We start from the raw sequence: 22,031 nt of genomic DNA, 5'->3' as shown, positions 1-22,031 counted from the left end.
GCTGCCGCCACGTTACTGCGACGTCATCACGGCAGTTGCAGGTGCAATCGCCACCGTCGCCGCCCGTCCTTCGACCGCCCATTCCAGCAATGCCTTTACGGTTTCCGGCCGGGTTGTGCCTTCAACCACCACGCGGCCATCCTGCGCCGCCTTAAAGGCCGCCCGGTCCAGATAGCGCCGGATTACAGCGCTTTTTTCATCCGCGCCATCCATAGACCGGAAAATCACTGCATTGCGGACCCCTTCTCGCTGCGCGACCTGCGCCGCAGCATTCAAGCCTTTATCCCAGGATATCAGGCCCCGGCCTTGATCAGCCACCAAGGCCAGCACTTGCGTCGCCAAAGTGCGGTTGCCTTGGAATCCATCTGCTTCCTGATCCACAACCCCGACGGCCTCGGGCAGAATTTTGTCCATCGCCTCAAGGCTTACTGCCAGATCCGACGCTGTTGCCCCTGCCGGAATACCCGACCCAAGAATCAAAATCTCTTGTCCCGCAGCACGATAGATGTCGGCTGCAACAGCCGCATCGGGCAAAGTTGGGTCAATTACAAATGACACCGGAAATGGAATCGCAGCCAAGGCCTCGCGGTCAATATCCGGCCCACCTGTATCGCGCAGCAAAATGGCGAACAGAGGCTTTTGCGATGTGTTTTCAAACTTGCGCGCAAATCGCTCAATCGGCGGCAAGTCTATATCAGCAGCCGTAGCCGGATCTTGCGATGTCGCAGGTATTGCACCGATCGACGGCAAACGCCCTGTTGTTACCCCGTCTACCCCCGTAAACCCCGGTGCAGGGCGCGACGCTGGCGGGTCCATCACAACAATTTCAACTTCGGGTGCGACGGCCTCGGGCACAGGCACATCTGGCTGCCCGGCCTCTGGTGCTTTGATGGCTGGCTGCTCCGTTTCGGCAGGCGCTGTGTCTGGCTTTATTTCAGGTGCGACGGCCGTTTCCATAGCAGATGACCCGGCTTCACCAGTTGCTTGCTCAGGCTCAGTTTGCGGCGCAGGAATTGCCTCGGGGCTAGGCTCAACGACTGACTGGCCAGATTCTGGCGCAACATCTGCGGCCGCTGGTTGCGGGGCCTCTGCTACCGCCATCGCGGCTTCATTTGGTGCAGGGTTTTCACTGCTTGGCACAATCGGGGCCAATCCTGACACCGGTTCTGGGCGAGCGTCCAAAGCCGTTTTCGCCTCGGGCAAAACTTCGGGCGTATTGGCAGCCACATCGCCCAGATCATCGGAACCCAAAGTATCGGCGCCCATTTTTTCTGGCCCAACCGTTGCGGGTGGCGTCACCGTGCTTGGCGATGCGGTTTGCTGCGGAACATCGGGCTTTGCCTCGGCATCCGAATTGGGTAGCGGCATCGCGGGGGCGGTATTTTCCGGCACATCTGGTACTTGCATCGTTTCTGCAGGCAAGGTCACGGCCGGCTCTTGGACCAAAGGCGAGGCCGCGGGTTCAACAACGGCTGGCGCTGTCACTGCTGATTCACCGGTGACAGCCGCCGATCTTTCCGATTCCATACCCAGATCCGTGACCTGCGACGCCACGACAAGGCCCAGCCCCGCAACCACGGTGCCCCACCCTGCCCCTGCTAAAAACCCACGGCTCACCCGTAACCCTCCTGCCTGCCTTTGTACGGTTAAGATCGAAAAGGAATGGTTTCCCTTGACGCCCCTATCCCGCTCGGCCCATGTATAGCGCGACAATGAGCCGGGTTCACCCCCAAACAGACATGATGAAGCACGGGCTGAGCAATATGCTGCTTTTGATCGATAACTACGACAGTTTCACCTATAATCTCGTTCATTATTTGGGCGAGTTGGGCGCGGACATCCGCGTTGTGCGCAATGACAAAATGGACGTGCAGGCCGCAATGGCGCTGCGGCCGGAAATGATTGTGCTTTCCCCTGGCCCGCGCGCACCGGCGCAGGCCGGTATTTGCCTGCCGCTGACCATGGCCGCCGCCGAGGCTGGTATCCCGCTGTTGGGCGTTTGCCTTGGGCATCAAACCATCGGCGAGGCCTTCGGCGGTAAAGTCGTGCGCTGCCATGAAATCGTGCATGGCAAAATGGGCAAAATGCATCACAGCGGTAAAGGCGTGTTCGCCGGTCTGCCCTCGCCTTTCCTGGCCACGCGGTACCACAGCCTTGTCGTCGACCGCGAAACCCTGCCAGACGCTTTAGAGGTCACGGCTTGGCTGGAAGACGGCACCATCATGGGCCTGCGCCACAAAACCCTGCCGATTGAGGGTGTGCAGTTTCACCCTGAAAGCATCAAATCCGAACACGGCCATCAGATGTTGCGCAATTTTCTTGATCGCGCAAAAGCCCCCGAAAAGGAGCCTATATGAGTGACCGCCTCAAACCCCTGATCGGCATTGCCTGCGACCGCCCGTTGACGCGGGCCGAGGCTGAAACCGCCTTTACCGCTCTGTTCGACGGCGATGCGACCCCTTCCCAAATCGGCGGCTTGCTGATTGCGCTGCGCACACGCGGCGAAACGGTCGATGAAATCGCTGCTGCTGCCCATGTGATGCGCGCCAAGTGCAATGCTGTGGTGGCCCCTGCGGGTGCGATGGATATTGTCGGTACAGGCGGTGATGGCAAAGGCACACTGAATATTTCCACGGCGACAGCCTTTGTCGTCGCGGGCGCGGGCGTGGTTGTGGCCAAGCATGGCAACCGCAACCTTTCGTCAAAATCAGGGGCTGCCGATGCGTTGACCGAAATGGGTCTGAACGTGATGGTCGGCCCCAAAGTCGTTGAAACCTGCCTGCAAGAGGCCGGAATCGGCTTTATGATGGCCCCGATGCACCACCCCGCCACGCGCCACGTCGCCCCCGTGCGGCTAGAGCTTGGCACCCGTACGCTATTCAACATCCTTGGGCCACTGACCAACCCTGCGGGCGTGAAAATGCAACTGACCGGCGCCTATGCCCCCCATCTTATCCGCCCGATGGCCGAGGTGTTGCTGGCACTTGGGTCAACCTCGGCGTGGTTGGTACATGGCGGCGATGGCACGGATGAGCTGTCAATCGCAGCACCGTCCAAGGTCGCCGCGCTGAAAGATGGCGCAATCACCGAATTTGACATTCACCCCGAAGATGCAGGCCTGCCCGTCCACCCGTTTGAGGCGATTATGGGCGGTAGCCCATCTGATAACGCGGTTGCCTTTCGGGCCCTGCTGAACGGTGAAAAAGGCGCCTATCGCGATGCGGTTTTGCTGAATTCTGCAGCGGCACTGCTGGTGGCAGGCAAGGCGGCCGACCTGAAATCGGGTGTCGCAATTGCCAATGCCAGCATCGATTCCGGTGCCGCGCTTGCCCGCCTTGAAACCTTGGCCCGCATCACAACAGCGGCAGCCTAACCCACCCCTAACCGGACGGCCCCCTGATGAGCACGATTCTAGACAAGATAAAAACCTATAAACTGGAAGAGGTTGCCGCCCGCAAAGCAGCAAAACCCTTGTCGCAAGTGCAGGCATTGGCAGATGACGCCCCCGCACCCCGCGGCTTTCACCACGCCCTTTTGGCGGCATCAAGCAAAGGTTATGGCCTGATCGCCGAGATCAAAAAGGCCAGCCCGTCCAAAGGCTTGATCCGCCCCGATTTTGACCCGCCTGCCCTTGCCCGCGCCTATCAGGCCGGGGGCGCGACATGCCTGTCAGTGCTAACAGATACGCCCTCATTTCAAGGTGCTGACGAATTTCTGGTTGCCGCCCATGATGCCACCAGCCTGCCCTGCCTGCGCAAGGATTTCATGTATGATCCCTATCAGGTGGTCGAGGCCCGCGCGCTTTCGGCTGATTGTATTTTGATCATCATGGCCTCAGTTTCCGATGCCCAAGCGAAAGAGCTGGAAGATGCTGCGTTTGAGTTGGGCATGGACGTGCTGATCGAGGTGCATGACGCCGCCGAGCTGGAACGTGCCGCGCTGTTGAATTCTCCGATGATTGGCATCAACAACCGCAATCTGCACAGCTTTGACGTGACGCTGCAAACCACGCGCGATCTTGCCCGCCGCGTGCCCGAAGACCGGATGATCGTTTCAGAATCCGGCTTGTTTACCCCCGAAGATCTGGCCGATGTCGCCCGCTTTGGCGCGCGTTGTTTCCTGATTGGCGAAAGCTTGATGCGGCAAGAGGATGTTGCTGCGGCCACCCGTGCTATCCTTGCCAAACCGAATGTTGCGCAAGGGGGGCTTTGACTTGGCCCGCCCCACGCTCTCGCATTTTGATGGCGAAGGCCATGCGCATATGGTCGATGTCTCGGACAAGCCCGTGACCGCCCGTATCGCCGTTGCACAAGGGTCTGTGAAAATGGCACCCGAGACGCTGGCGATGATCACAGATGGCCGTGCCGCCAAAGGCGATGTGTTGGGCGTGGCGCGGCTTGCGGGCATCATGGGGGCCAAGAAAACCGCCGACCTGATTCCGCTCTGCCACCCTTTGCCAATTACCAAAGTTGCAATTGATCTGGTACCCGATACTGCACTTCCCGGCGTCATCATCACTGCTACAGTGAAAACCGGTGGTCAAACCGGGGTAGAGATGGAGGCGCTGACCGCGGTTTCCATCGCTGCGTTGACTATCTATGACATGATAAAAGCCGTTGATAAGGCTATGGAAATCAAAGACATCAAACTGCTGCTGAAAGACGGCGGCAAATCGGGTCGCTATGAGGCCGACCAATGATTTCGGTCGATGAGGCGCTGTCACGTGCCTTTGATCTGGTGCGCCCTTTGGCGGCCAAAACAGTCCCTTTAACCCAAGCCGCCGGCCGGATGATGGCATTGCCAGCCACCGCGCAGCGCGACCAGCCCCCCTTTGCGGCCTCGGCGATGGATGGCTATGCCACCTGTGGCGACACCACAAGTTTCGACGTGGTTGGCGAGGCCAGTGCCGGCCACGCTTGGCAAGGTGAACTGACCGCAGGTCGCGCCATCCGCATTTTCACCGGCGCACCTGTGCCGATTGGGGCCGACCGTGTTGTGATCCAAGAAGATGTGACCCGCACAGGCCATCAAATAACACTGTCTGCAAATGCCGACAGATCAAACCATATCCGCGCCAAGGGACAGGATTTCCGTGCGGGCGACGTGCTTTCCCCGCGCCTTCTGCGCCCCAGTGACATCGCCCTTTTGGCCGCGATGAATCTGGCCGAAGTGTCGGTGATACGCCGCCCCGTCGTTGCCCTGATCGCCACAGGCGACGAACTGGTGATGCCGGGCGAGCGCCCGCGGGATGACCAGATCATTGCTTCCAACAGCTTTGCACTGAAAGCGATGGTCGAGGCAGCTGGCGGCGCCGCCCGTCTGCTTCCCATCGCCCGCGACACCGAGGCAAGCCTGACCAAAGTCTTCGAGCTTGCTGCCGATGCCGACCTGATCGTGACAATCGGCGGCGCATCGGTTGGCGACCATGATCTGGTGGGCAAAGTGGCGGCAGGTTTGGGGATGGAACGGGCATTCTACAAAATCGCGATGCGTCCCGGCAAACCACTGATGGCGGGAAAACTGAACGGAATCCCGATGCTTGGACTACCAGGAAATCCTGTTTCTTCAATCGTTTGCGGTCACATTTTCATGTTGCCGATGCTGCGTGTTTTGCAAGGACAGCCGGCAAAAGGCCCGCAAATGCACTCTGCCATTTTGACCGAGGATCTGCCCGCAAACGGCCCACGCGCCCACTACATGCGCGCCAAATTGCAGACCTCCAAAGGCCAAACGACTATCACGCCGTTCCAGGCACAGGATTCCGCTCTGCTGTCGGTTTTATCACAGGCCGATGCGCTGCTGTTGCGCCCGGTTGGAGATGGCCCGCGCACGGCAGGCGACATCGTCGAATATCTACCGATTTAGCCAAATCACTTGACACAAAACAAGAACACGGGCAGAACAGTCAAGCAACCTTTTGAAAGGGACGGGCTGATGCTGACGCGCAAACAATTGGAACTGTTGGATTTCATTCGGGTGCGAATGGATGCCGAAGGTGTTCCGCCCTCTTTCGACGAAATGAAAGAGGCGCTTGATTTGAAATCGAAATCGGGCATCCATCGCCTGATAACGGCGCTGGAAGAACGCGGTTTTATCCGCCGCCTCGCGCATCGCGCCCGCGCAATCGAGATTGTTAAGCTGCCAGAGGCGATGGAACGTGTGGGCTTCAAGCCAAAAGTGATTGATGGTGACAAGGTCTCGCCACCCAAAGGCGCAATGGCTATTTCTTCCATCGACGCGATGGAACTGCCTGTCATGGGGCGCATCGCTGCCGGCGTTCCAATCGAAGCGATCCAGGAAATCTCGCATCATGTTGCGGTTCCGGGCTCGATGCTTTCGGGCAAAGGACAGCATTACGCGCTAGAGGTCAAAGGCGATTCGATGATCGACGCTGGAATCAATGACGGTGATATTGTCGTCATCCGCGAACAATCCACAGCCGAGAACGGCGACATCGTAGTTGCCTTGGTCGAGGACGCCGAGGCAACGCTCAAGCGTTTTCGTCGGCGCGGAAACATGATCGCATTGGAGGCTGAAAACCCCGCCTATGAAACCCGCGTTTTGCCCGATTATCAGGTCAAAGTCCAAGGCCGTTTGGTTGGTTTGATCCGAAGCTACTGATCTACCGGGCCTATCGTTGCAGCTTTTGCGCGTTTTTCCAGAACCAGTCGCGCTGGTTGGTCACGGCCTTTTCCAGTCCATAACCGCCTTTGCGTCTCGGTCTGGGAAACCCGCATACTGCCATCGGCCGCTGGCCATAGGGCAATTGCCCCCGTTTTGCGCAATATATTCTCATCTACAATGCGGCATCCGGCAGGTTTGCGACCCGAATATTTTCTTTCCAATATAACCAAGTCGGCCATAGCGCAGACCGTACTCACCAACTTTTCGGCCCCTTTTCCTTTCAGTTGAACGATTCTCCAGTCATCTAGAATGAACTGGCGCATCTTGGGCGGCCCCTCAAACCCCTTGCGGGCCGCTGCGGTAAGTTGATCCACCATCTCACCATCATTTTCCAACCACTGCTTTGCCGCAAATCCCACCCCCTTTGCCGCCGAAAGGGCGCGCCCCGCATCAGTGGTAAGACCCACGAGTTTGCCATCAGCGCTAATCAAGATCGGCGGGCGCTCAGCCAAAGCCCAAATCCCAAACGAAATGACAAATGGCGCAACCCCAATGAACCGGACAGGGCCTCGCCACAAGATTACCCAAAGTGCCCCCAATGCCATTACGGGAAGCACAAACCAAGGTGGGCTGGCGACTGCACGCACAGATCCGTCCCAGGCAGCCACGGTATGCGCAACCCATAAAATCCAGCTTGTGCCCTTGCCCATCACCCAAATCGCTGCCCCTTCCAACCCCAAAGGGGCCAAAATCCCAGCCAAAACTGCTGCCGGCATAACCGCGAACCCCATAACCGGAACAGCCAGCACATTGGCAACCAAGCCATATCCGGAAACCCTGTTGAAATGCGCCGCCGCAATCGGTGCGGTCGCCAGCCCGGCCAGCAAAGAGGTAAACACCACCGCCAAGACCGGCGTCAGCCAACCGGGGAATGCGCGAGACCGCGTGCGCCCGCGCAGGGCCCCATACCCCGCAATAAGGGCAACTGTTGCCGCAAATGACATCTGAAACCCTGGCTCCAGCAATGTTTCTGGTTGGGCCAGCAGCAGCACACAGGCTGCCAATGCGACCGACCGCATAGACAAGGCGCGACGGTCAAACAAAACCGCGCCAAGCATCACTGCCGCCATCACAAATGCCCTTTCGGTCGCCACATTGCCACCTGAAAGCAGCAAATAAACTGCGCCAGCAGCCAAGGCTAACGCCGCCGCCATTTTTTTTGAGTTCAGCCGCAGCGCCAGAACCGGCAGCAGCGCCAATCCATAGCGCAGCATCGCAAAGATAAATCCGGTCAGCAACGCCATATGCAGCCCGGAAATCGCCAACAAATGCGCGAGGTTTGCCGCCCGCAGGTCATCATGGGCAGCGCGGCTGATTCTGGCACGATCACCTGTCACCAAGGCAGCGGCAAAGGCACCTGCGTCCCCGTCAATGCGCGCCTCGACCGCTGTCGAAATTCGGGCGCGCAACCGGTTGATCCATTGCGAACCTACCGTCGGTGGCGCAAGCAATAGCACCGGCAAACGCGTATACCCGACTGCCCCGAGCCGGTCAAAATAGGCCATCCGGCGAAAATCGAAACCGTCCGGCTCTACCGGGCCTTCCGGTGCCGAAAGATGTGCCGTTGTTACGATAATTTGCCCTGGCCCCAGCGCGACATATCCCTGTTCGCCGTGCAAAGACACACGCACGCGTGCAGGCGTGCGATCTGCCGCGACGCGCGATAGCACCACCTGATCCAATGTCAGCCGCACCATATCGGACTGCGAGCGGTCAATGTTGACCACTCGTCCCTGCACCGGACCATAATATCGAAATCCAAGTAGGGGCGCCTTGACTAAATGCGCCCGCAAGCCGGCAGCCAGCATACCAAGAACCACGCAAAAAATCGCTGTCAGCACAGGATGCAGCACTTCCGGCGCAAAGCGGTAGAAGATCACAAGGCCAAGCAGCACCACAGCCAGCGCGGCGTAATGCTGACCCTCGGGCTCAACCGGCAGACCGAACCATAGGCCTATGCCCATTGCAATCAGCACAGGCACCCAAGCAAACAGCACGCCACGCGCCTGCGCAAGCGCTACAAACGGCATCTGGACCAGCGTGATCAGCCTGCCCACCTTGTCACTCCTTGCGTGATTGCCTAGACAATGGCCAAGCCTACTCTCTGCTTGGTTTCTGAAAGGTTAATGCCTCATGTCTTCTGCCCGCCCAGTCATCACCCGTATCGCCCCTTCGCCCACGGGTTACATGCACATTGGCACGGCCAGAACAGCCTTGTTCAACTGGCTTTTTGCCCGTGGACGTGGTGGCAAGTTTCTGTTGCGCATCGAGGATACCGACCGCGAACGTTCGACCCCCGAGGCGACCGATGCAATTTTGCGCGGCATGAAATGGCTTGGCCTAGATTGGGATGGCGAGGCTGTCAGCCAGTTTGACCAAAAAGACCGCCACGCCGAGGTTGCGCATGAAATGCTGGCGCGGGGGGCGGCCTATAAATGCTTTGCCACCCAAGACGAGATCGAGGCTTTCCGCCAAGCCGCGACCGAGCAGAAAACCTCGACATTGTACCGCAGCCCGTGGCGCGATGCCGACCCTGCAACCCATCCGGACGCGCCCTATGTGATCCGCATGAAAGCACCGCAAACGGGCGAAACCGTCATCGAGGATGCCGTGCAAGGCACAGTGACTTTCCGCAATGATCTGCTGGATGACATGATCGTGCTACGCTCGGATGGTACGCCAACCTATATGCTGGCCGTTGTGGTTGACGACCATGACATGGGAATCACCCATGTGATCCGTGGCGACGACCATCTGCAAAACGCCGCACGCCAAACCATGGTTTATACCGCCATGGGATGGGAAATTCCGGTTTGGGCGCATATCCCGCTGATTTTCGGGCCCGATGGCAAGAAACTTTCGAAACGCCACGGCGCAACTGGTGTCGAGGAATATCAGGTGATGGGATACCCTGCGGCGGGCATGCGAAATTACCTCACAAGGCTGGGTTGGTCGCATGGTGATGACGAATTCTTTACCACTGAGCAGGCAAAAGAATGGTTCAATCTAGAGGGAATTGGCCGTGCTCCTGCGCGACTCGACTTTAAGAAATTGGAAAACCTTTGTGGCCAGCATATCGCCGCCAGCGATGATGCTGCACTGCTGCATGAATTAGAGGCGTATTTGAACGCAGCAGGCTTGCCGCCACTGAATGGCACTCAACGTGACAGCTTGTCGCGTGCGATGTATTGCTTGAAAGATCGCGCAAAGAAATTCCCCGATCTTATTGAAAAGGCAGAATTTGCTTTGAATTCCCGGCCGGTTGTACCGGATGAGGCTGCGGCGAAGTCGCTTGACTCGGTATCCCGTGGTATACTGAAATCATTGACGCCGCGCTTGCAAAATGTTAGCTGGACAAAAGAAACGTTGGAACCCATTTTAACCGAGGTCGCTGCCGCCAATGGCATCGGCTTTGGTAAGTTGGCAGCCCCTTTGCGCGCCGCACTGGCTGGCCGCACAGCAACACCCAGCGTTTATGATATGATGCTGGTTTTGGGCCAGGATGAGACGATTGCCCGCTTGAGTGACGCCACCTGAACCGTGGCCTCGCACGATCGGTCGCTACACCCCGCAAGGGATTTTCAATGCAAGGCCCAACGCATCCAGCGATTGGCCCTAAACCGAAAGAGGGATGAACCATGGTAAAATCGACGGGAACAGCACAGCTTAAACTTGGCGATAAAACGATTGACCTTCCTATGTACACTCCGACCCTCGGGCCAGATGTGGTTGATATCGGCAAGCTCTATGCGCAAGCTGATGTATTCACATATGATCCCGGCTTTACCTCGACCGCCGCTTGCGAAAGCGCGATCACCTATATTGATGGCGACAAAGGCGAGCTGCTGTATCGCGGCTATCCAATCGAACAACTGGCCGATGAATCCCATTTCCTTGAAGTTTGCTATTTGTTGCTGTTCGGGAACCTGCCGAACAAAGCCGAGATGGAAGATTTCGAGTTCCGCGTTACCAACCACACCATGGTGCATGAACAAATGCATCAGTTCTTCCGCGGTTTCCGCCGTGACAGCCACCCGATGGCAACAATGGTTGGCGTTGTCGGCGCGATGTCGGCGTTCTACCATGACAGCCTTGACATCAACGACCCTTGGCAGCGCGAAGTCGCCGCTATCCGCATGATCGCCAAGCTGCCGACTATTGCTGCGATGGCCTTCAAGTACTCGGTTGGTCAGCCATTCGTTTACCCAAAGAATTCATTGGCTTACGCTGAGAACTTCTTGCACATGTGCTTCTCGGTTCCCGCAGCTGACTATAAAGTGAACCCGATCCTGTCCAAAGCGATGGACCGGATTATGATGCTGCATGCCGACCACGAACAAAACGCCTCGACCTCGACTGTGCGCTTGGCTGGCTCTTCGGGTGCCAACCCGTTTGCATGTATTGCGGCCGGCATTGCCTGCCTTTGGGGCCCGGCACATGGTGGCGCAAACCAGGCTTGCCTTGAAATGCTGCGCGAAATTGGCACCGTTGACCGGATTCCCGAGTTCATCGCCCGCGCCAAGGATAAGAACGACCCCTTCCGTCTGATGGGCTTTGGCCACCGCGTTTACAAAAACTTTGACCCGCGCGCGACTGTGATGAAAGAAAGCGCCGACGAAGTGTTGGAACTGATGGGCATCCACAACAACCCGACCTTGCAGGTTGCCAAGGAACTGGAACGGATCGCGCTTGAGGATGAGTATTTCATCTCGAAAAAGCTGTATCCGAACGTCGATTTCTATTCGGGCATTATCCTTGATGCGATGGGCTTCCCCACTTCGATGTTCACCCCGATCTTTGCTTTGTCGCGCACGGTCGGCTGGATCTCGCAGTGGAAAGAAATGATCGGCGATCCCACACAAAAAATCGGTCGCCCACGCCAACTCTATGTCGGCGAAAGCTATCGTGACTATGTTCCGGTAGAAAAGCGCTAAGCCAAACTTGAAAACGGCAGCCGCAGGGGCTGCCGTTTTTTATTGCTTGGCGCATAAAAACCCATGGATTTTATAGCCCATACTGATCAGGCCCCATCAAATCGGGCAAGCCTTAGGGAAGACGCAAATGGCCCGGCACAACCTTTGGTCCCAAACGCCAACGCGAAGGCTTGGCCAAAGCGGTGGGATGAAAATGCTCGGACGGATCTCGCCCGACCTTCCGCCGCTGGCGAAACAGGAACAAGGCGCCAAACCCGCGCCAGGTGCCAACCATGGGGGCCATTGGGTCACAGGGAAACCGCTCGCGCCAGCCTTTGGGCAGCACGGTACCGCAGGCCTCCATCCGTTCGAGCATCCACACCAAAGGAATGTTAGCCAAAGGCCGTGCCGCCTGAAATTTGCCGATCTGCCCGCCAATATCGGCATGCGCCCCGCGAAACCACACTTGCTCGATATTGCCAGCCCAGTTTGGCGGGCAGGTCCATAACACCGGCTCAAACACCACCCGCGTCTCATTCAGCGCCAAGGCATGAAAACCGTGTTTGATCGAATGGCCAAGCGCGTGGTTGTGAAACGCATGCTCATGCTCGGACAGCATCCAGAAAAACGGCAAACGAATGCCCAAGGCTTTGACCGTATCCCAAACGCCGACCATTTCAATCGGCACAGACCCATGACAGAACTGCTGGGCAAAGGCCTTGGCGGCATGGCCATTTGGGTCCAACTGATAGTGCCGATAGGCCAGTTGCACATTGCGCTCGGTCGCGCAATCGCGGCGCAGCAAACCCACCTGATCCAACACCCCCGCCAGTGACCGCACTGCATAAGCTCCGCGTGAATATCCCAGCAGGAAAATACGGTCGCCCGGCTCATAGTGGCTTGCTAAAAAGCCGTAAGCCCGACGGATTTGGCGGTTTATCCCGCGCCCACGCGCGACATCGCTGATATGCCCCCAATCCACCCATTGAACGCCCGGTTCATAATAAATCCGCCGATGAACCATTGGCCCGGCTTCGGCCAGCAACTTGAACAACAGCCCCGCGTTGCTTTCATAACCCGGCTTCAAAGACGACATCGTACCATCCAGAATGATGATATGATCTACAGCGCCACGCGCCGCGCGGTCATCGCCAGTCCGCCCTTCTGATATCGTTGGGGGCGTGCGCCGAAACCATGATTGAATACGGCGAAGCAGTGACAAGGCGGCCTCTCTTTCAGATCTTTGCGTTAACCGTAGAGGCCATTTGGTAAAGATAACCTCAACGCAAAAACGTAGCCCTTCACCTGCCCAATCGCCCCATTGGCCATTGTTACAAATCCTAGCGCCCAAATCGCGTTTGTCTAGCCAACGTCGTTCACAGGTCTGAAATGCCTTGGCCTACAGGCACTGCACTTGCTCAAACCCAAGCGCGCCATAGCCGTTAAAACGGGTGTTGGTCACCCAAGAATAGGCCCCCATCCCGTAAAACAACACAAAATCACCTTCTTCTAGGTCAGCGGGCAGCATCACTTTACCCGGCAAACGATCAACGGAATCGCAGGTCGGGCCAAACACGACGCGCGGCACCAAAGGCGCTGATCGCCGCACGCCTTCGGATGAAATAACCAACCTTCGGTCAATCACATTCAGCATCGGGCGTTCTGCCAAGGCGCCATAAACGCCATCATTCAAGAACACGTCCCCCCGCTCGCGCAACGCCTTGACGCGGGTTGCCAAAGCAAAGGCATCGCCACACATACCGCGCCCCGGCTCACACAGCAGCTTTGGCGCATCCTCACCAAAGGCTTGCGCTGTCGCCCGCGCAATCGCCGCAAAAATCGCAGGCAAGTCCGGCGGCAGGTCGGCAATGCGATAGCTTGGAAAGCCGCCCCCCACATTCAAGCGCGCAATGCGCACGCCCGCGGCTTTGGCAATCTCGGCCGCTTCGGCGATATAGCTTTCCCAGGCCCCAGCCGCGCTGCATTGTGTCCCAGGGTGAAAGCATAGCGACGGCACAAAACCCGCATTTTCAACGGCGCGCAACAAAACTGCGGCCTGCGCGGGCGTGGCGCCAAATTTCTCACCGAAATCATAGGCTGCACCTGCTACAGGCAATGCAAATCGCACAGCGATCTCGGTCCCTTGTGGCGGAACCAGGCTGACGAGTTTCGCCAGTTCGGCCGCATCATCGACCGAATAGGACTGTACGCCCAAAGCCACCGCCTCGCCAATCTCGGACCGCGCCCGTACAGGGTTGTTGTAATGCAGCACAGCATCCGGGGCCAAACGCCTGATCAGCCGCATTTCTTCGGGTGACGCCACATCAAACGCAGCAATCCCCGCCGCTGCCAAAGCCTTTATCACCGACTCGGCTGGATTGGCTTTGACGGCGTAAGTTACCGTTCCCGCAAAACCGTTGATGAATTCTTGGGCCGTGGCCTGCAAAGCCGATGGCGCGAAAAACAACACAGGGTTTTCAGGCTTCAAAGCTGTCAGATACTCTGCCGGATTTCTCCAAACCATTTTCGTAAGATCCATCAGCTTTACCCCTGTTTTTATGTTGCTCGTCACTGGCAGCCAGAATCGCCGCTAAATGCACCAAAATCACCGAACAAACCGATAGAAATGGTGGAAACTTTGGTTATAATAACCAAAAATTCGGGCAACTTGTATGGATGACCTAGACCGCACGATCCTTAGCCAACTTAGCAGTGATGCCCGCATCTCGGTGGCCACCTTGGCGCGTCGCCTTAAAACCGCCCGTTCAACCATTCAGGCGCGGCTGGAACGGATGGAAAGCAACGGTACAATCGCGGGCTATACCGTCAAGTTGGGGGCTGCAGGTCGGCAAAACCGCCTGCGCGCCTCGGTGCTGCTTTCGATCGAACCTCGCACGCAGGCAGCTTGCCTTGCCCGCCTGAAATCCATGCCCGAGGTTGAACGCGTTTTCACCACCTCGGGGCGCTTCGATCTGCTGCTTCAAGTCACCGCCCCGGGCACGCAGATGTTGGATCAGGTGCTGGATGACATCGGTTCAATGCCGGGCGTGCGTTCTTCCGAAAGCCTGATCCATCTGTCGACCAAAATCGACCGCACCGCATAACCAACGCAAAAACGTCTGACGCCCCAACCGCCGCACGCGCTTTGGCTTTCCCTTGGCGCCAGACCGCGCTAAAACCCCTGCAAACGCCAGATAGAAAGAGCCGCAAGATGCCGATGGAAAAAACCTTTGACGCCGCCGAGGCCGAAGCCCGTATCTCTGCCAAGTGGGAGGCCGATGGCGCCTTTCGTGCCGGTGCAAATGCTTCAAAAGATGAAACTTTCTGCATTATGATCCCACCGCCGAACGTTACCGGTTCGCTACATGTCGGCCACGCGTTCAACAATACTATTCAGGATATTCTGATCCGTTGGAAACGTATGCAGGGCTATGACACGCTGTGGCAACCGGGTCAGGACCACGCAGGCATCGCGACCCAGCTGGTGGTTGAACGCCAGATGGCCGCCGCAGGCCTGCCCAAGCGCGTTGACATGGGCCGCCCCGCCTTTCTGGAAAAGGTGTGGGAATGGAAAGAGGAATCCGGCGGCACGATCGTCAACCAATTGAAAAGACTGGGTGCTTCCTGTGATTGGGAGCGTAACGCCTTTACCATGGACGAAGGTTTCCACGATGCCGTCATCAAGGTTTTTGTTGAAATGTACAACAAAGGCCAGATCTATCGCGGCAAGCGTTTGGTCAACTGGGACCCCCATTTCGAAACCGCGATTTCCGATCTTGAGGTCGAGAATATCGAAGTCGCGGGCCATATGTGGCATTTCAAATACCCGTTGGCCGGTGGTGAAACCTATGAATATATGGAACGCGACGAGGATGGCAATGTCACCCTGCGCGAAACGCGTGACTATATTTCCATCGCCACCACGCGCCCCGAAACCATGCTGGGTGACGGCGCCGTTGCTGTTCATCCATCAGATGAACGTTACGCGCCAATTATCGGAAAACTATGCGAAATCCCGGTTGGACCAAAGGCACAGCGCCGCCTGATTCCGATCATCACTGATGAGTATCCCGATAAAAACTTCGGCTCGGGTGCGGTGAAAATCACCGGCGCGCATGATTTCAACGATTATCAAGTCGCCAAGCGCAACAACATTCCGATGTATTCCTTGATGGATACACGCGGGGCCATGCGCGCCGATGGCCGCCCCTATGCCGAGGAGGCTGCAACCGCGCAAGCCATTGCCAACGGCACCGAAGATTTTGACGAGGCCAAGATTGCCGCAATGAACCTTGTCCCCGAAGAATACCGCGGCCTCGACCGCTTTGAGGCCCGCAAAAAGGTGATCGCTGACATCACCTATGAGGGGCTGGCCGTCACCAAACTGGTTAAATCCATCGACGTTGAGACCAATTCCGAACACCTCCAGCTTGTGCCTTTTGTCGAGGATAAGCCGGTGATGCAGCCCTTTGGCGACCGCTCCAAAGTAGTGATCGAGCCGATGCTGACCGACCAATGGTTCGTCGATACCGCGAAAATCGTTGAACCCGCGCTGGATGCCGTACGGCAAGGGCGCACCAAAATCATGCCCGAATCCGGTGAAAAGGTCTATTTCCACTGGCTGGAAAACATCGAGCCATGGTGCATTTCGCGCCAGCTTTGGTGGGGCCATCAGATTCCGGTTTGGTACGGCCTTGACCTCAGCTATGACGGCAAGCTGGAGGACGAAGAAGACCTTGATGAAGTTGATATTCTGGGCCTTCTTCTCTCGGACGGCATGCTGCAACGTGGCACTGTTCAGCACTGCGCCGCGTCATTCGAAGATGTGCAAAACGGCTTCTTCGACAACAATGCCGATATTCCGAACCCGCTCAGCCATGCACGGATTGTCGAGGTGGCCGATAAACACGCGGCGATTGAAACCCTTGCCGCCAGCCTTGCCGAGTATAACGTGAACCAAGACCCGACCCATCTGGTCTATCCGGTTTGGCGCGACCCCGATGTGCTCGACACCTGGTTTTCCTCGGGTCTCTGGCCTATCGGTACATTAGGATGGCCGAATAACACACTGGAATTACAAAAGTATTTCCCGACAAATGTGCTCGTCACCGGTCAGGATATTCTGTTCTTCTGGGTCGCCCGCATGATGATGATGCAGCTTGCTGTCGTCGGCCAAGAACCCTTTGACACCGTCTACCTTCACCAGCTCGTCCGCGACGAAAAGGGTGAGAAGATGTCGAAAACCCGTGGCAACGTCATCGACCCGCTGGTGATTGTCGATGAATACGGCGCCGATGCCTTGCGCTTTACCATGGCGCAAATGGCCTCGCTGGGTGGTGTTTTGAAACTGTCCGAGGAACGGATCAAAGGCTATCGCAACTTTACCACCAAGCTGTGGAATGCCTGCCGTTTCGCCGAAATGAACGGCGTTTGGGAAGGCCACGCCACCAGCCAGCCACCGCAGGCCGAGGCCCGCGTGAACCGCTGGATTATCTCCGAGGCCGCGAAAACCCGCGCCGAGGTGGATGCGGCACTGGAGGCGTATCGGTTCAACGACGCGGCCAATGCGCTTTACGCCTTTGTCTGGGGCAAGGTCTGCGATTGGTATGTCGAGTTTGCCAAGCCTTTGTTCGATGGCGACCAAGCCGATGAAACGCGCAAAACGATGGCTTGGGTGCTGGATCAATGCATGATCATGCTGCACCCTATCATGCCGTTTATCACCGAAGAGCTGTGGGCCACCACCGGCACCCGCGCCAAGCCAATGGTTCACACCGACTGGCCAACCTATGGCGAAGAGCTGATCGACGCTGACGCCATGCGCGAAATGAACTGGGTTACCGGGCTGATCGACGATATCCGCTCGGCCCGCGCGCAGATGCATGTGCCTGCCGGCCTAAAGGTTAATCTGCTGTTGGTTGGCCTTGATGATACCGCCAAAGCGGCCTTTGCCGCCAATGAGGCGCTCATCTTCCGCCTGGCACGGATTGAGTCTGCGACCGAGGCGGCAGAGGTGCCAAAAGGCGCTATCACCGTAGCCGCCGAGGGCGCGACCTTTGCGATCCCGCTTGAAGGTTTGATTGACGTGGCCGAAGAAAAAGCGCGGCTTACCAAGTCGATGGAAAAACTGGCCAAGGACATGGGCGGCCTGCGCGGCCGGTTGAACAACCCCAAATTCGTGGAAAGCGCCAAGCCCGAAGTCGTCGAAGAAACCCGCGAAAAGCTGGCCTTGGGTGATGAAGAGATCGCCAAAATCCAAGCTGCGCTGACCCGTTTGGGCGAAATCAGCTAAAATTATCACTCCAAGGGGCATGCCCCCTTGGAGCCCTTGGCCATTTGCGGCAGCATCAGCTCGGCGCTTGAAGAGGGACGCGTTTATCGCGTATCTTCTCGCTATGAAAACTCCGCAATATACACCTCTTGCTACTGCTCTGCCCGCCACGGTGCCCTTTGTCGGCCCTGAAACCCAAGAGCGCGCCATTGGCCGCCCCTTTGCTGCGCGCTTGGGGGCGAATGAAAACATGTTTGGCCCCTCGCCCGCGGCAGTTGCCGCGATGGCCGCTGCGGCGCGCGATGTTTGGATGTATGGTGACCCCGAGGTCTATGACCTGCGCCTTGCCCTTGCGCGCCATCATGGCGTCAACCTTGAAAACATCGTGGTGGGCGAAGGCATTGATGGGTTGCTTGGCTATTTGGTGCGCTTGATTATTGGGCCGGGTGATGCCGTTGTCACCTCGGACGGGGCTTATCCGACGTTCAATTTTCACGTGGCGGGCTTTGGTGGCACATTGCATAAGGTGCCCTATCGCGGTGATTTTGAAGACCCCAAGGCGCTTATCGCGCGGGCGAATGAGGTGGGCGCCAAGCTGATCTATCTTGCCAACCCCGACAACCCTATGGGCAGCCAGATCGCTGCGCCCGAGATTGAGGCGATGATCGAGCAGTTGCCAAAGGGCTGTTTGCTGATTTTGGATGAAGCCTATATTGATTTGGCCCCCGCAAGCAGCGCGCCAGATGTGGCGGCAGATGACCCCCGCGTGATCCGGTTCAGGACGTTTTCCAAAGGCTACGGCTTGGCCGGCTTGCGGGTAGGCTACGCGATTGCAGCGCCGGAATTGGTGCAGGCATTCAATAAGGTGCGCAATCATTTCGGTGTGGGCCGTATCGCGCAGGCCGGGGCTTTGGCGGCGTTGCAAGATCAAGACTGGCTGGCCGACTGCAAAAGCAAAGTCGAAACCGCGCGGCAAGAATTTGCGCGGGTCGGGCAAGAGAACGGGCTGGTGGCCCTGCCATCCGCCACGAATTTCATCTGCCTTGATTGCGGGCAGGACGGTGCCTTTGCGCGGCAAGTCTTGCAAGAGCTGGGCGCGCGCGGGGTGTTTGTTCGCATGCCCGGCGTAGCCCCGATGGACCGCTGTATCCGCGTCAGCCTTGGAAATGCGGCGGCGTTGAAATCCTTTTCCGAGGCGCTGCCTGCGGCGCTGGCGGCCGCAAGGGGCTGATTATTTGGCTGCCGCGTTGGCCTGTTTGGGCTGGGCTTTCAAATCCTCGGGCTCATCAGGCTCGGAATCAGAAAACAACTCGGCCGGAATGGGCGAGAGTTTCGGCTCAAGAAGGATGGGGGGCGCGTTCTGGGTCTTGGCCTTTTTCGAGGCGGAAGGTTCCAGCATTTCCACGGCCTCGGCATGCAATTCACGGCGAAAAACCAGCATGTGCTGATAAACTGTTTTTGAGCCGGTAAGGCCGACCCTTTCATCGCAGGGCAAAGTATCGGCGCGGATATATTCCCAGCCGGCGACGCCCATTTTATTCATCAAAACAGTCAGGGCCACAGCGAAACGATCTGCCGGGGTCTTGGCGCCTTTGGCTTTCTCGCCTTTTTTGGGGGCGGGAACGACTTGATATTCAAAGCATTTCATGCGGCCTCCTGAGGCTTTTACAGCGGGTAAGCTAGCCGATTGAAGGCTTTAGGGGAAGGGTGCGATTTTCGCCGGTTGACCGCGCGCGGACATTTCCACAAGATATTGTTATAAAACGATTTTCGTAAAACCATTTACCAAATTTTAACGTCTTGATACATTTCGGGTCCCCGCGACCGAAGTGCATCATCGCCTGCTTTGGAACAAACGTCAGAAGCGCAATCGCTTAATGATGACGGGCACGGAGTACTTCGGGCAAAGCGAGGAGCAACAAAACCGCAGCGGCGATCACCAGCAGCCAATAGCCAACCAGACCCAAAATGAGGGCGCCGCAAACACCCCCTATTGCAAAACAGATAAGCGTCAGGCCGTGCAACGTCAGTTTTGGGGCAGCCTCGCGCCGCAAGCGGCTGCCGCCGACCATTGCGGCCAATTCGATTCCAATGTCGGTTGCCATACCCGAAACATGGGTAGTGCGCACCCGCGCCCTGGAAATCATAGTTGTAACAGCGTTTTGAAGGCCCATTACAAAGCTGAGGGCTGTGAGAAGCTGCGCCTCGTTGACTGTGCTTTTCATCAAGACATACGCAAGCCCCAAGGCCAATAGCAGCCCTGCCTCGGCCAAAATTGCCAGGGCATAGATCGAGCGAAGCTTCTTTCGCTCGCCCGTCTGGATGACAAAGGCGGCCACGATTGCGCCAAAAACGAAAGCGCACACCAAGCCTAAGAAAGAAAATGCGAGGGCAAGCTGTCCATTTGCGATATGATCTGCAAAGGCCGAAATATTGCCTGTCATGTTTGCGGTAAAAGAGCCGGCGATCAAAAAACCCGCCGCATTCAGCGCGCCGGCCACCAAGGACAAGACGGCGGCCAAAACCAGATCAATGCTGGAATTACGATCATCGCCAACCCTGATCAGCATATTTGGCCCTACACCTTATGTTCTATGGCCTTCAGAGCATCGCCAGACGATCCGGCGGCTTGGCCGGGTCTTTATAGACCCAGCTTTTTCGCCACTAGTTCCTGCACCATTGCAGGGGCCGCCTTGCCGCCCGTGGCCTTAATGACCTGACCGACGAACCAGCCAGCCAGCTTGGGGTTGGCCTGCGCCTTTTCAACCTGTGCAGGGTTGGCGGCGATGATTTCATCGACGGCAGCTTCGATCGCGCGGGTATCGGTGACCTGTTTCATGCCATTTGCAGCAGCGACATCGGCAGGTGTGCCGCCATTGGTCCAGACCAGTTCAAACAATTCTTTGGCCATTTTGCCCGAGATTTCGCCCGAAGTAATCAGATCGATAATCCCGCCCAACTGGTCGGCCGACATTGGCGTGTCGGCAATGGTCAGGCTTTCTTTGTTCAGGCGGCCAAAGAGTTCGTTGATCACCCAGTTCGCGGTGATTTTGCCATCGCGACCGCGGGCCACAGTTTCAAAGAAACCGGCGCTGTCGAGATCGGCGGTCAGCACGTTGGCGTCATAATCGGTCAGGCCGAAATCGGCCATGAAGCGCGCTTTTTTGGCATCGGGCAGTTCGGGCATTTTGGCGGCGATGTCATCAACCCATGCCTGATCAATTTCCAGCGGCAGCAGGTCGGGGCATGGGAAATAGCGATAGTCATGCGCCTCTTCCTTGCTGCGCATTGAACGCGTTTCGCCTTTGTCCGGGTCATAGAGGCGGGTTTCTTGGTGGACGCTTCCACCATCCTCCAGAATCGCGATCTGGCGACGGGCTTCATAATCAATGGCTTGGGTCATAAAGCGCATCGAGTTCATGTTTTTAATTTCGCAGCGTGTGCCAAGGTGGCTGAAGTCTTGCGTCGCCTGATATTTCTCATACTGGCCTTGGCGGCAGACCGACACGTTCACATCGGCGCGCAGGTTGCCGTTTTGCATGTTGCCATCACAGGTGCCCAGATAGCGCAGGATCTGGCGCAGTTTGGTGACATAGGCGGTGGCTTCCTCGGCCGAGCGGATATCGGGGCGGCTGACGATTTCCATCAGGGCCACGCCAGTGCGGTTGAAATCGACGAAAGACATGGTCGGGTCCATATCATGGATCGACTTGCCCGCGTCTTGTTCCAAGTGGATACGTTCAACCCGCACCAGCCGCGCGATGCCGGGGGCAAGTTCGACCAACACTTCGCCCTCGCCCACGATGGGGTGGTAAAGTTGGCTGATCTGGTAGCCTTGCGGCAAGTCGGGGTAGAAATAGTTCTTGCGGTCGAAGGCCGACCACAGGTTGATCTGTGCTTTCAGCCCGAGGCCCGAGCGCACGGCCTGTTCAACGCAATAATCATTGATGACCGGCAACATACCGGGCATTGCGGCATCCACAAAGGCCACGTTCGCGTTGGGTTCAGCGCCGACTTGGGTCGAGGCGCCGGAAAACAGTTTGGCGCTGCTGGAGACCTGCGCGTGGATTTCCATCCCGATCACAAGTTCCCAATCATGCTTGGCCCCGGCGATTACCTTTGGTTTGGGGTTTTCATAGGTCAGATCAAGCATGGCGCGTCCC

18 protein-coding genes are annotated in these 22,031 nt (G+C 57.4%); 11 read left to right on the top strand and 7 right to left on the bottom strand.

Features of this window, described 5'->3' with window-relative positions; all coding sequences use genetic code 11:
* Positions 1–12: 12 nt before the first annotated feature.
* Positions 13–1,617, bottom strand: a complete 1,605-nt coding sequence (locus AKU79_RS11645; RefSeq protein WP_050523756.1) for a polysaccharide deacteylase family 2 protein — start codon at positions 1,615–1,617, stop codon at positions 13–15.
* A 146-nt stretch (positions 1,618–1,763) separates the two neighbouring features.
* Between AKU79_RS11645 and AKU79_RS11640 the strand changes: the two genes are divergently transcribed.
* From AKU79_RS11640 to lexA, 6 genes are all read left to right on the top strand, one after another.
* Positions 1,764–2,357: an anthranilate synthase component II gene (locus AKU79_RS11640; RefSeq protein WP_050523903.1), complete on the top strand. Its 594-nt coding sequence runs from the start codon at positions 1,764–1,766 to the stop codon at positions 2,355–2,357.
* Positions 2,354–3,373, top strand: a complete 1,020-nt coding sequence (gene trpD / locus AKU79_RS11635) for an anthranilate phosphoribosyltransferase (RefSeq protein WP_050523755.1) — start codon at positions 2,354–2,356, stop codon at positions 3,371–3,373. The genes AKU79_RS11640 and trpD overlap by 4 nt, the downstream gene beginning before the upstream one ends.
* Before the next feature lie 26 nt (positions 3,374–3,399).
* Entirely contained in the window at positions 3,400–4,212 is an 813-nt protein-coding gene (gene trpC, locus AKU79_RS11630; protein WP_050523754.1) for an indole-3-glycerol phosphate synthase TrpC, read from the top strand.
* Positions 4,190–4,699, top strand: coding sequence for a cyclic pyranopterin monophosphate synthase MoaC (moaC, locus tag AKU79_RS11625; RefSeq protein WP_050523753.1), 510 nt, complete (start codon positions 4,190–4,192; stop codon positions 4,697–4,699). Before trpC ends, moaC begins: the two co-directional genes overlap by 23 nt.
* Complete coding sequence (locus tag AKU79_RS11620) at positions 4,696–5,865, top strand: molybdopterin molybdotransferase MoeA (RefSeq protein ID WP_050523752.1); 1,170 nt, start codon at positions 4,696–4,698, stop codon at positions 5,863–5,865. The genes moaC and AKU79_RS11620 overlap by 4 nt, the downstream gene beginning before the upstream one ends.
* Before the next feature lie 69 nt (positions 5,866–5,934).
* Positions 5,935–6,621 (top strand): transcriptional repressor LexA, encoded by a 687-nt coding sequence (gene lexA / locus AKU79_RS11615; protein ID WP_050523751.1) that lies wholly within the window; start codon positions 5,935–5,937, stop codon positions 6,619–6,621.
* Here the strand turns inward: lexA and AKU79_RS11610 are convergent.
* Positions 6,615–8,741 carry a ComEC/Rec2 family competence protein gene (locus tag AKU79_RS11610; RefSeq protein WP_231580158.1) on the bottom strand — a complete coding sequence of 709 codons (2,127 nt, stop codon included), beginning with the start codon at positions 8,739–8,741 and terminating at the stop codon, positions 6,615–6,617. The two genes, lexA and AKU79_RS11610, sit on opposite strands and share 7 nt — an antisense overlap.
* A 76-nt stretch (positions 8,742–8,817) precedes the next feature.
* Between AKU79_RS11610 and gltX the strand changes: the two genes are divergently transcribed.
* Both gltX and gltA read left to right on the top strand, forming a co-directional pair.
* Complete coding sequence (gene gltX / locus AKU79_RS11605) at positions 8,818–10,221, top strand: glutamate--tRNA ligase (protein WP_050523750.1); 1,404 nt, start codon at positions 8,818–8,820, stop codon at positions 10,219–10,221.
* Positions 10,222–10,322: 101 nt separating this feature from the next.
* Positions 10,323–11,618: a citrate synthase gene (gene gltA, locus AKU79_RS11600; RefSeq protein WP_050523749.1), complete on the top strand. Its 1,296-nt coding sequence runs from the start codon at positions 10,323–10,325 to the stop codon at positions 11,616–11,618.
* 112 nt (positions 11,619–11,730) lie between these two features.
* On the opposite strand, the gene AKU79_RS11595 is transcribed toward gltA, so the two are convergent.
* Both AKU79_RS11595 and AKU79_RS11590 read right to left on the bottom strand, forming a co-directional pair.
* Complete coding sequence (locus AKU79_RS11595; RefSeq protein ID WP_050523748.1) at positions 11,731–12,819, bottom strand: DUF2235 domain-containing protein; 1,089 nt, start codon at positions 12,817–12,819, stop codon at positions 11,731–11,733.
* Positions 12,820–12,996: 177 nt separating this feature from the next.
* On the bottom strand, positions 12,997–14,136 hold the full coding sequence (locus tag AKU79_RS11590) for a type III PLP-dependent enzyme domain-containing protein (RefSeq protein WP_050523747.1): 1,140 nt from the start codon (positions 14,134–14,136) through the stop codon (positions 12,997–12,999).
* A 133-nt stretch (positions 14,137–14,269) separates the two neighbouring features.
* Between AKU79_RS11590 and AKU79_RS11585 the strand changes: the two genes are divergently transcribed.
* The 3 genes from AKU79_RS11585 (at position 14,270) to AKU79_RS11575 (ending at position 19,099) form a co-directional block, all read left to right on the top strand.
* Positions 14,270–14,701 (top strand): Lrp/AsnC family transcriptional regulator, encoded by a 432-nt coding sequence (locus tag AKU79_RS11585; protein ID WP_050523746.1) that lies wholly within the window; start codon positions 14,270–14,272, stop codon positions 14,699–14,701.
* 107 nt (positions 14,702–14,808) lie between these two features.
* The gene (locus tag AKU79_RS11580) at positions 14,809–17,889 is read left to right on the top strand and encodes a valine--tRNA ligase (RefSeq protein WP_050523745.1); all 3,081 of its coding nucleotides are present in this window, start codon (positions 14,809–14,811) and stop codon (positions 17,887–17,889) included.
* Positions 17,890–17,992: 103 nt separating this feature from the next.
* Positions 17,993–19,099 (top strand): pyridoxal phosphate-dependent aminotransferase, encoded by a 1,107-nt coding sequence (locus AKU79_RS11575; protein WP_050523744.1) that lies wholly within the window; start codon positions 17,993–17,995, stop codon positions 19,097–19,099.
* Here AKU79_RS11575 and AKU79_RS11570 read toward each other — a convergent pair whose 3' ends face one another.
* The 3 genes from AKU79_RS11570 to gatB all read right to left on the bottom strand — a co-directional run bounded on the left by AKU79_RS11570 (position 19,100) and on the right by gatB (position 22,021).
* Positions 19,100–19,516 carry a hypothetical protein gene (locus AKU79_RS11570; RefSeq protein ID WP_050523743.1) on the bottom strand — a complete coding sequence of 139 codons (417 nt, stop codon included), beginning with the start codon at positions 19,514–19,516 and terminating at the stop codon, positions 19,100–19,102.
* Positions 19,517–19,742: 226 nt separating this feature from the next.
* Positions 19,743–20,438, bottom strand: a complete 696-nt coding sequence (locus AKU79_RS11565) for a YoaK family protein (RefSeq protein WP_050523742.1) — start codon at positions 20,436–20,438, stop codon at positions 19,743–19,745.
* A gap of 71 nt (positions 20,439–20,509) precedes the next feature.
* Positions 20,510–22,021, bottom strand: a complete 1,512-nt coding sequence (gene gatB, locus AKU79_RS11560) for an Asp-tRNA(Asn)/Glu-tRNA(Gln) amidotransferase subunit GatB (protein ID WP_050523741.1) — start codon at positions 22,019–22,021, stop codon at positions 20,510–20,512.
* Between the last annotated feature and the right edge of the window lie 10 nt (positions 22,022–22,031).

The organism is Pseudorhodobacter wandonensis, assembly GCF_001202035.1.
Lineage (GTDB): Bacteria > Pseudomonadota > Alphaproteobacteria > Rhodobacterales > Rhodobacteraceae > Pseudorhodobacter > Pseudorhodobacter wandonensis.
Note: the sequence above shows the minus strand (reverse complement) of the source record. Positions and strands in the feature narration are given on the sequence as shown.

Bases quoted from the DNA above. Each gene is read 5' to 3' on its own strand.
- AKU79_RS11640 (WP_050523903.1), top strand. From the start codon at position 1,764: ATGCTGCTTTTGATCGATAACTACGACAGTTTCACCTATAATCTCGTT.
- trpD (WP_050523755.1), top strand. From the start codon at position 2,354: ATGAGTGACCGCCTCAAACCCCTGATCGGCATTGCCTGCGACCGCCCG.
- trpC (WP_050523754.1), top strand. From the start codon at position 3,400: ATGAGCACGATTCTAGACAAGATAAAAACCTATAAACTGGAAGAGGTT.
- moaC (WP_050523753.1), top strand. From the start codon at position 4,190: ATGTTGCGCAAGGGGGGCTTTGACTTGGCCCGCCCCACGCTCTCGCAT.
- AKU79_RS11620 (WP_050523752.1), top strand. From the start codon at position 4,696: ATGATTTCGGTCGATGAGGCGCTGTCACGTGCCTTTGATCTGGTGCGC.
- lexA (WP_050523751.1), top strand. From the start codon at position 5,935: ATGCTGACGCGCAAACAATTGGAACTGTTGGATTTCATTCGGGTGCGA.
- gltX (WP_050523750.1), top strand. From the start codon at position 8,818: ATGTCTTCTGCCCGCCCAGTCATCACCCGTATCGCCCCTTCGCCCACG.
- gltA (WP_050523749.1), top strand. From the start codon at position 10,323: ATGGTAAAATCGACGGGAACAGCACAGCTTAAACTTGGCGATAAAACG.
- AKU79_RS11590 (WP_050523747.1), bottom strand. From the start codon at position 14,136: ATGGATCTTACGAAAATGGTTTGGAGAAATCCGGCAGAGTATCTGACA.
- AKU79_RS11585 (WP_050523746.1), top strand. From the start codon at position 14,270: ATGGATGACCTAGACCGCACGATCCTTAGCCAACTTAGCAGTGATGCC.
- AKU79_RS11580 (WP_050523745.1), top strand. From the start codon at position 14,809: ATGCCGATGGAAAAAACCTTTGACGCCGCCGAGGCCGAAGCCCGTATC.
- AKU79_RS11575 (WP_050523744.1), top strand. From the start codon at position 17,993: ATGAAAACTCCGCAATATACACCTCTTGCTACTGCTCTGCCCGCCACG.
- AKU79_RS11570 (WP_050523743.1), bottom strand. From the start codon at position 19,516: ATGAAATGCTTTGAATATCAAGTCGTTCCCGCCCCCAAAAAAGGCGAG.
- AKU79_RS11565 (WP_050523742.1), bottom strand. From the start codon at position 20,438: ATGCTGATCAGGGTTGGCGATGATCGTAATTCCAGCATTGATCTGGTT.
- gatB (WP_050523741.1), bottom strand. From the start codon at position 22,021: ATGCTTGATCTGACCTATGAAAACCCCAAACCAAAGGTAATCGCCGGG.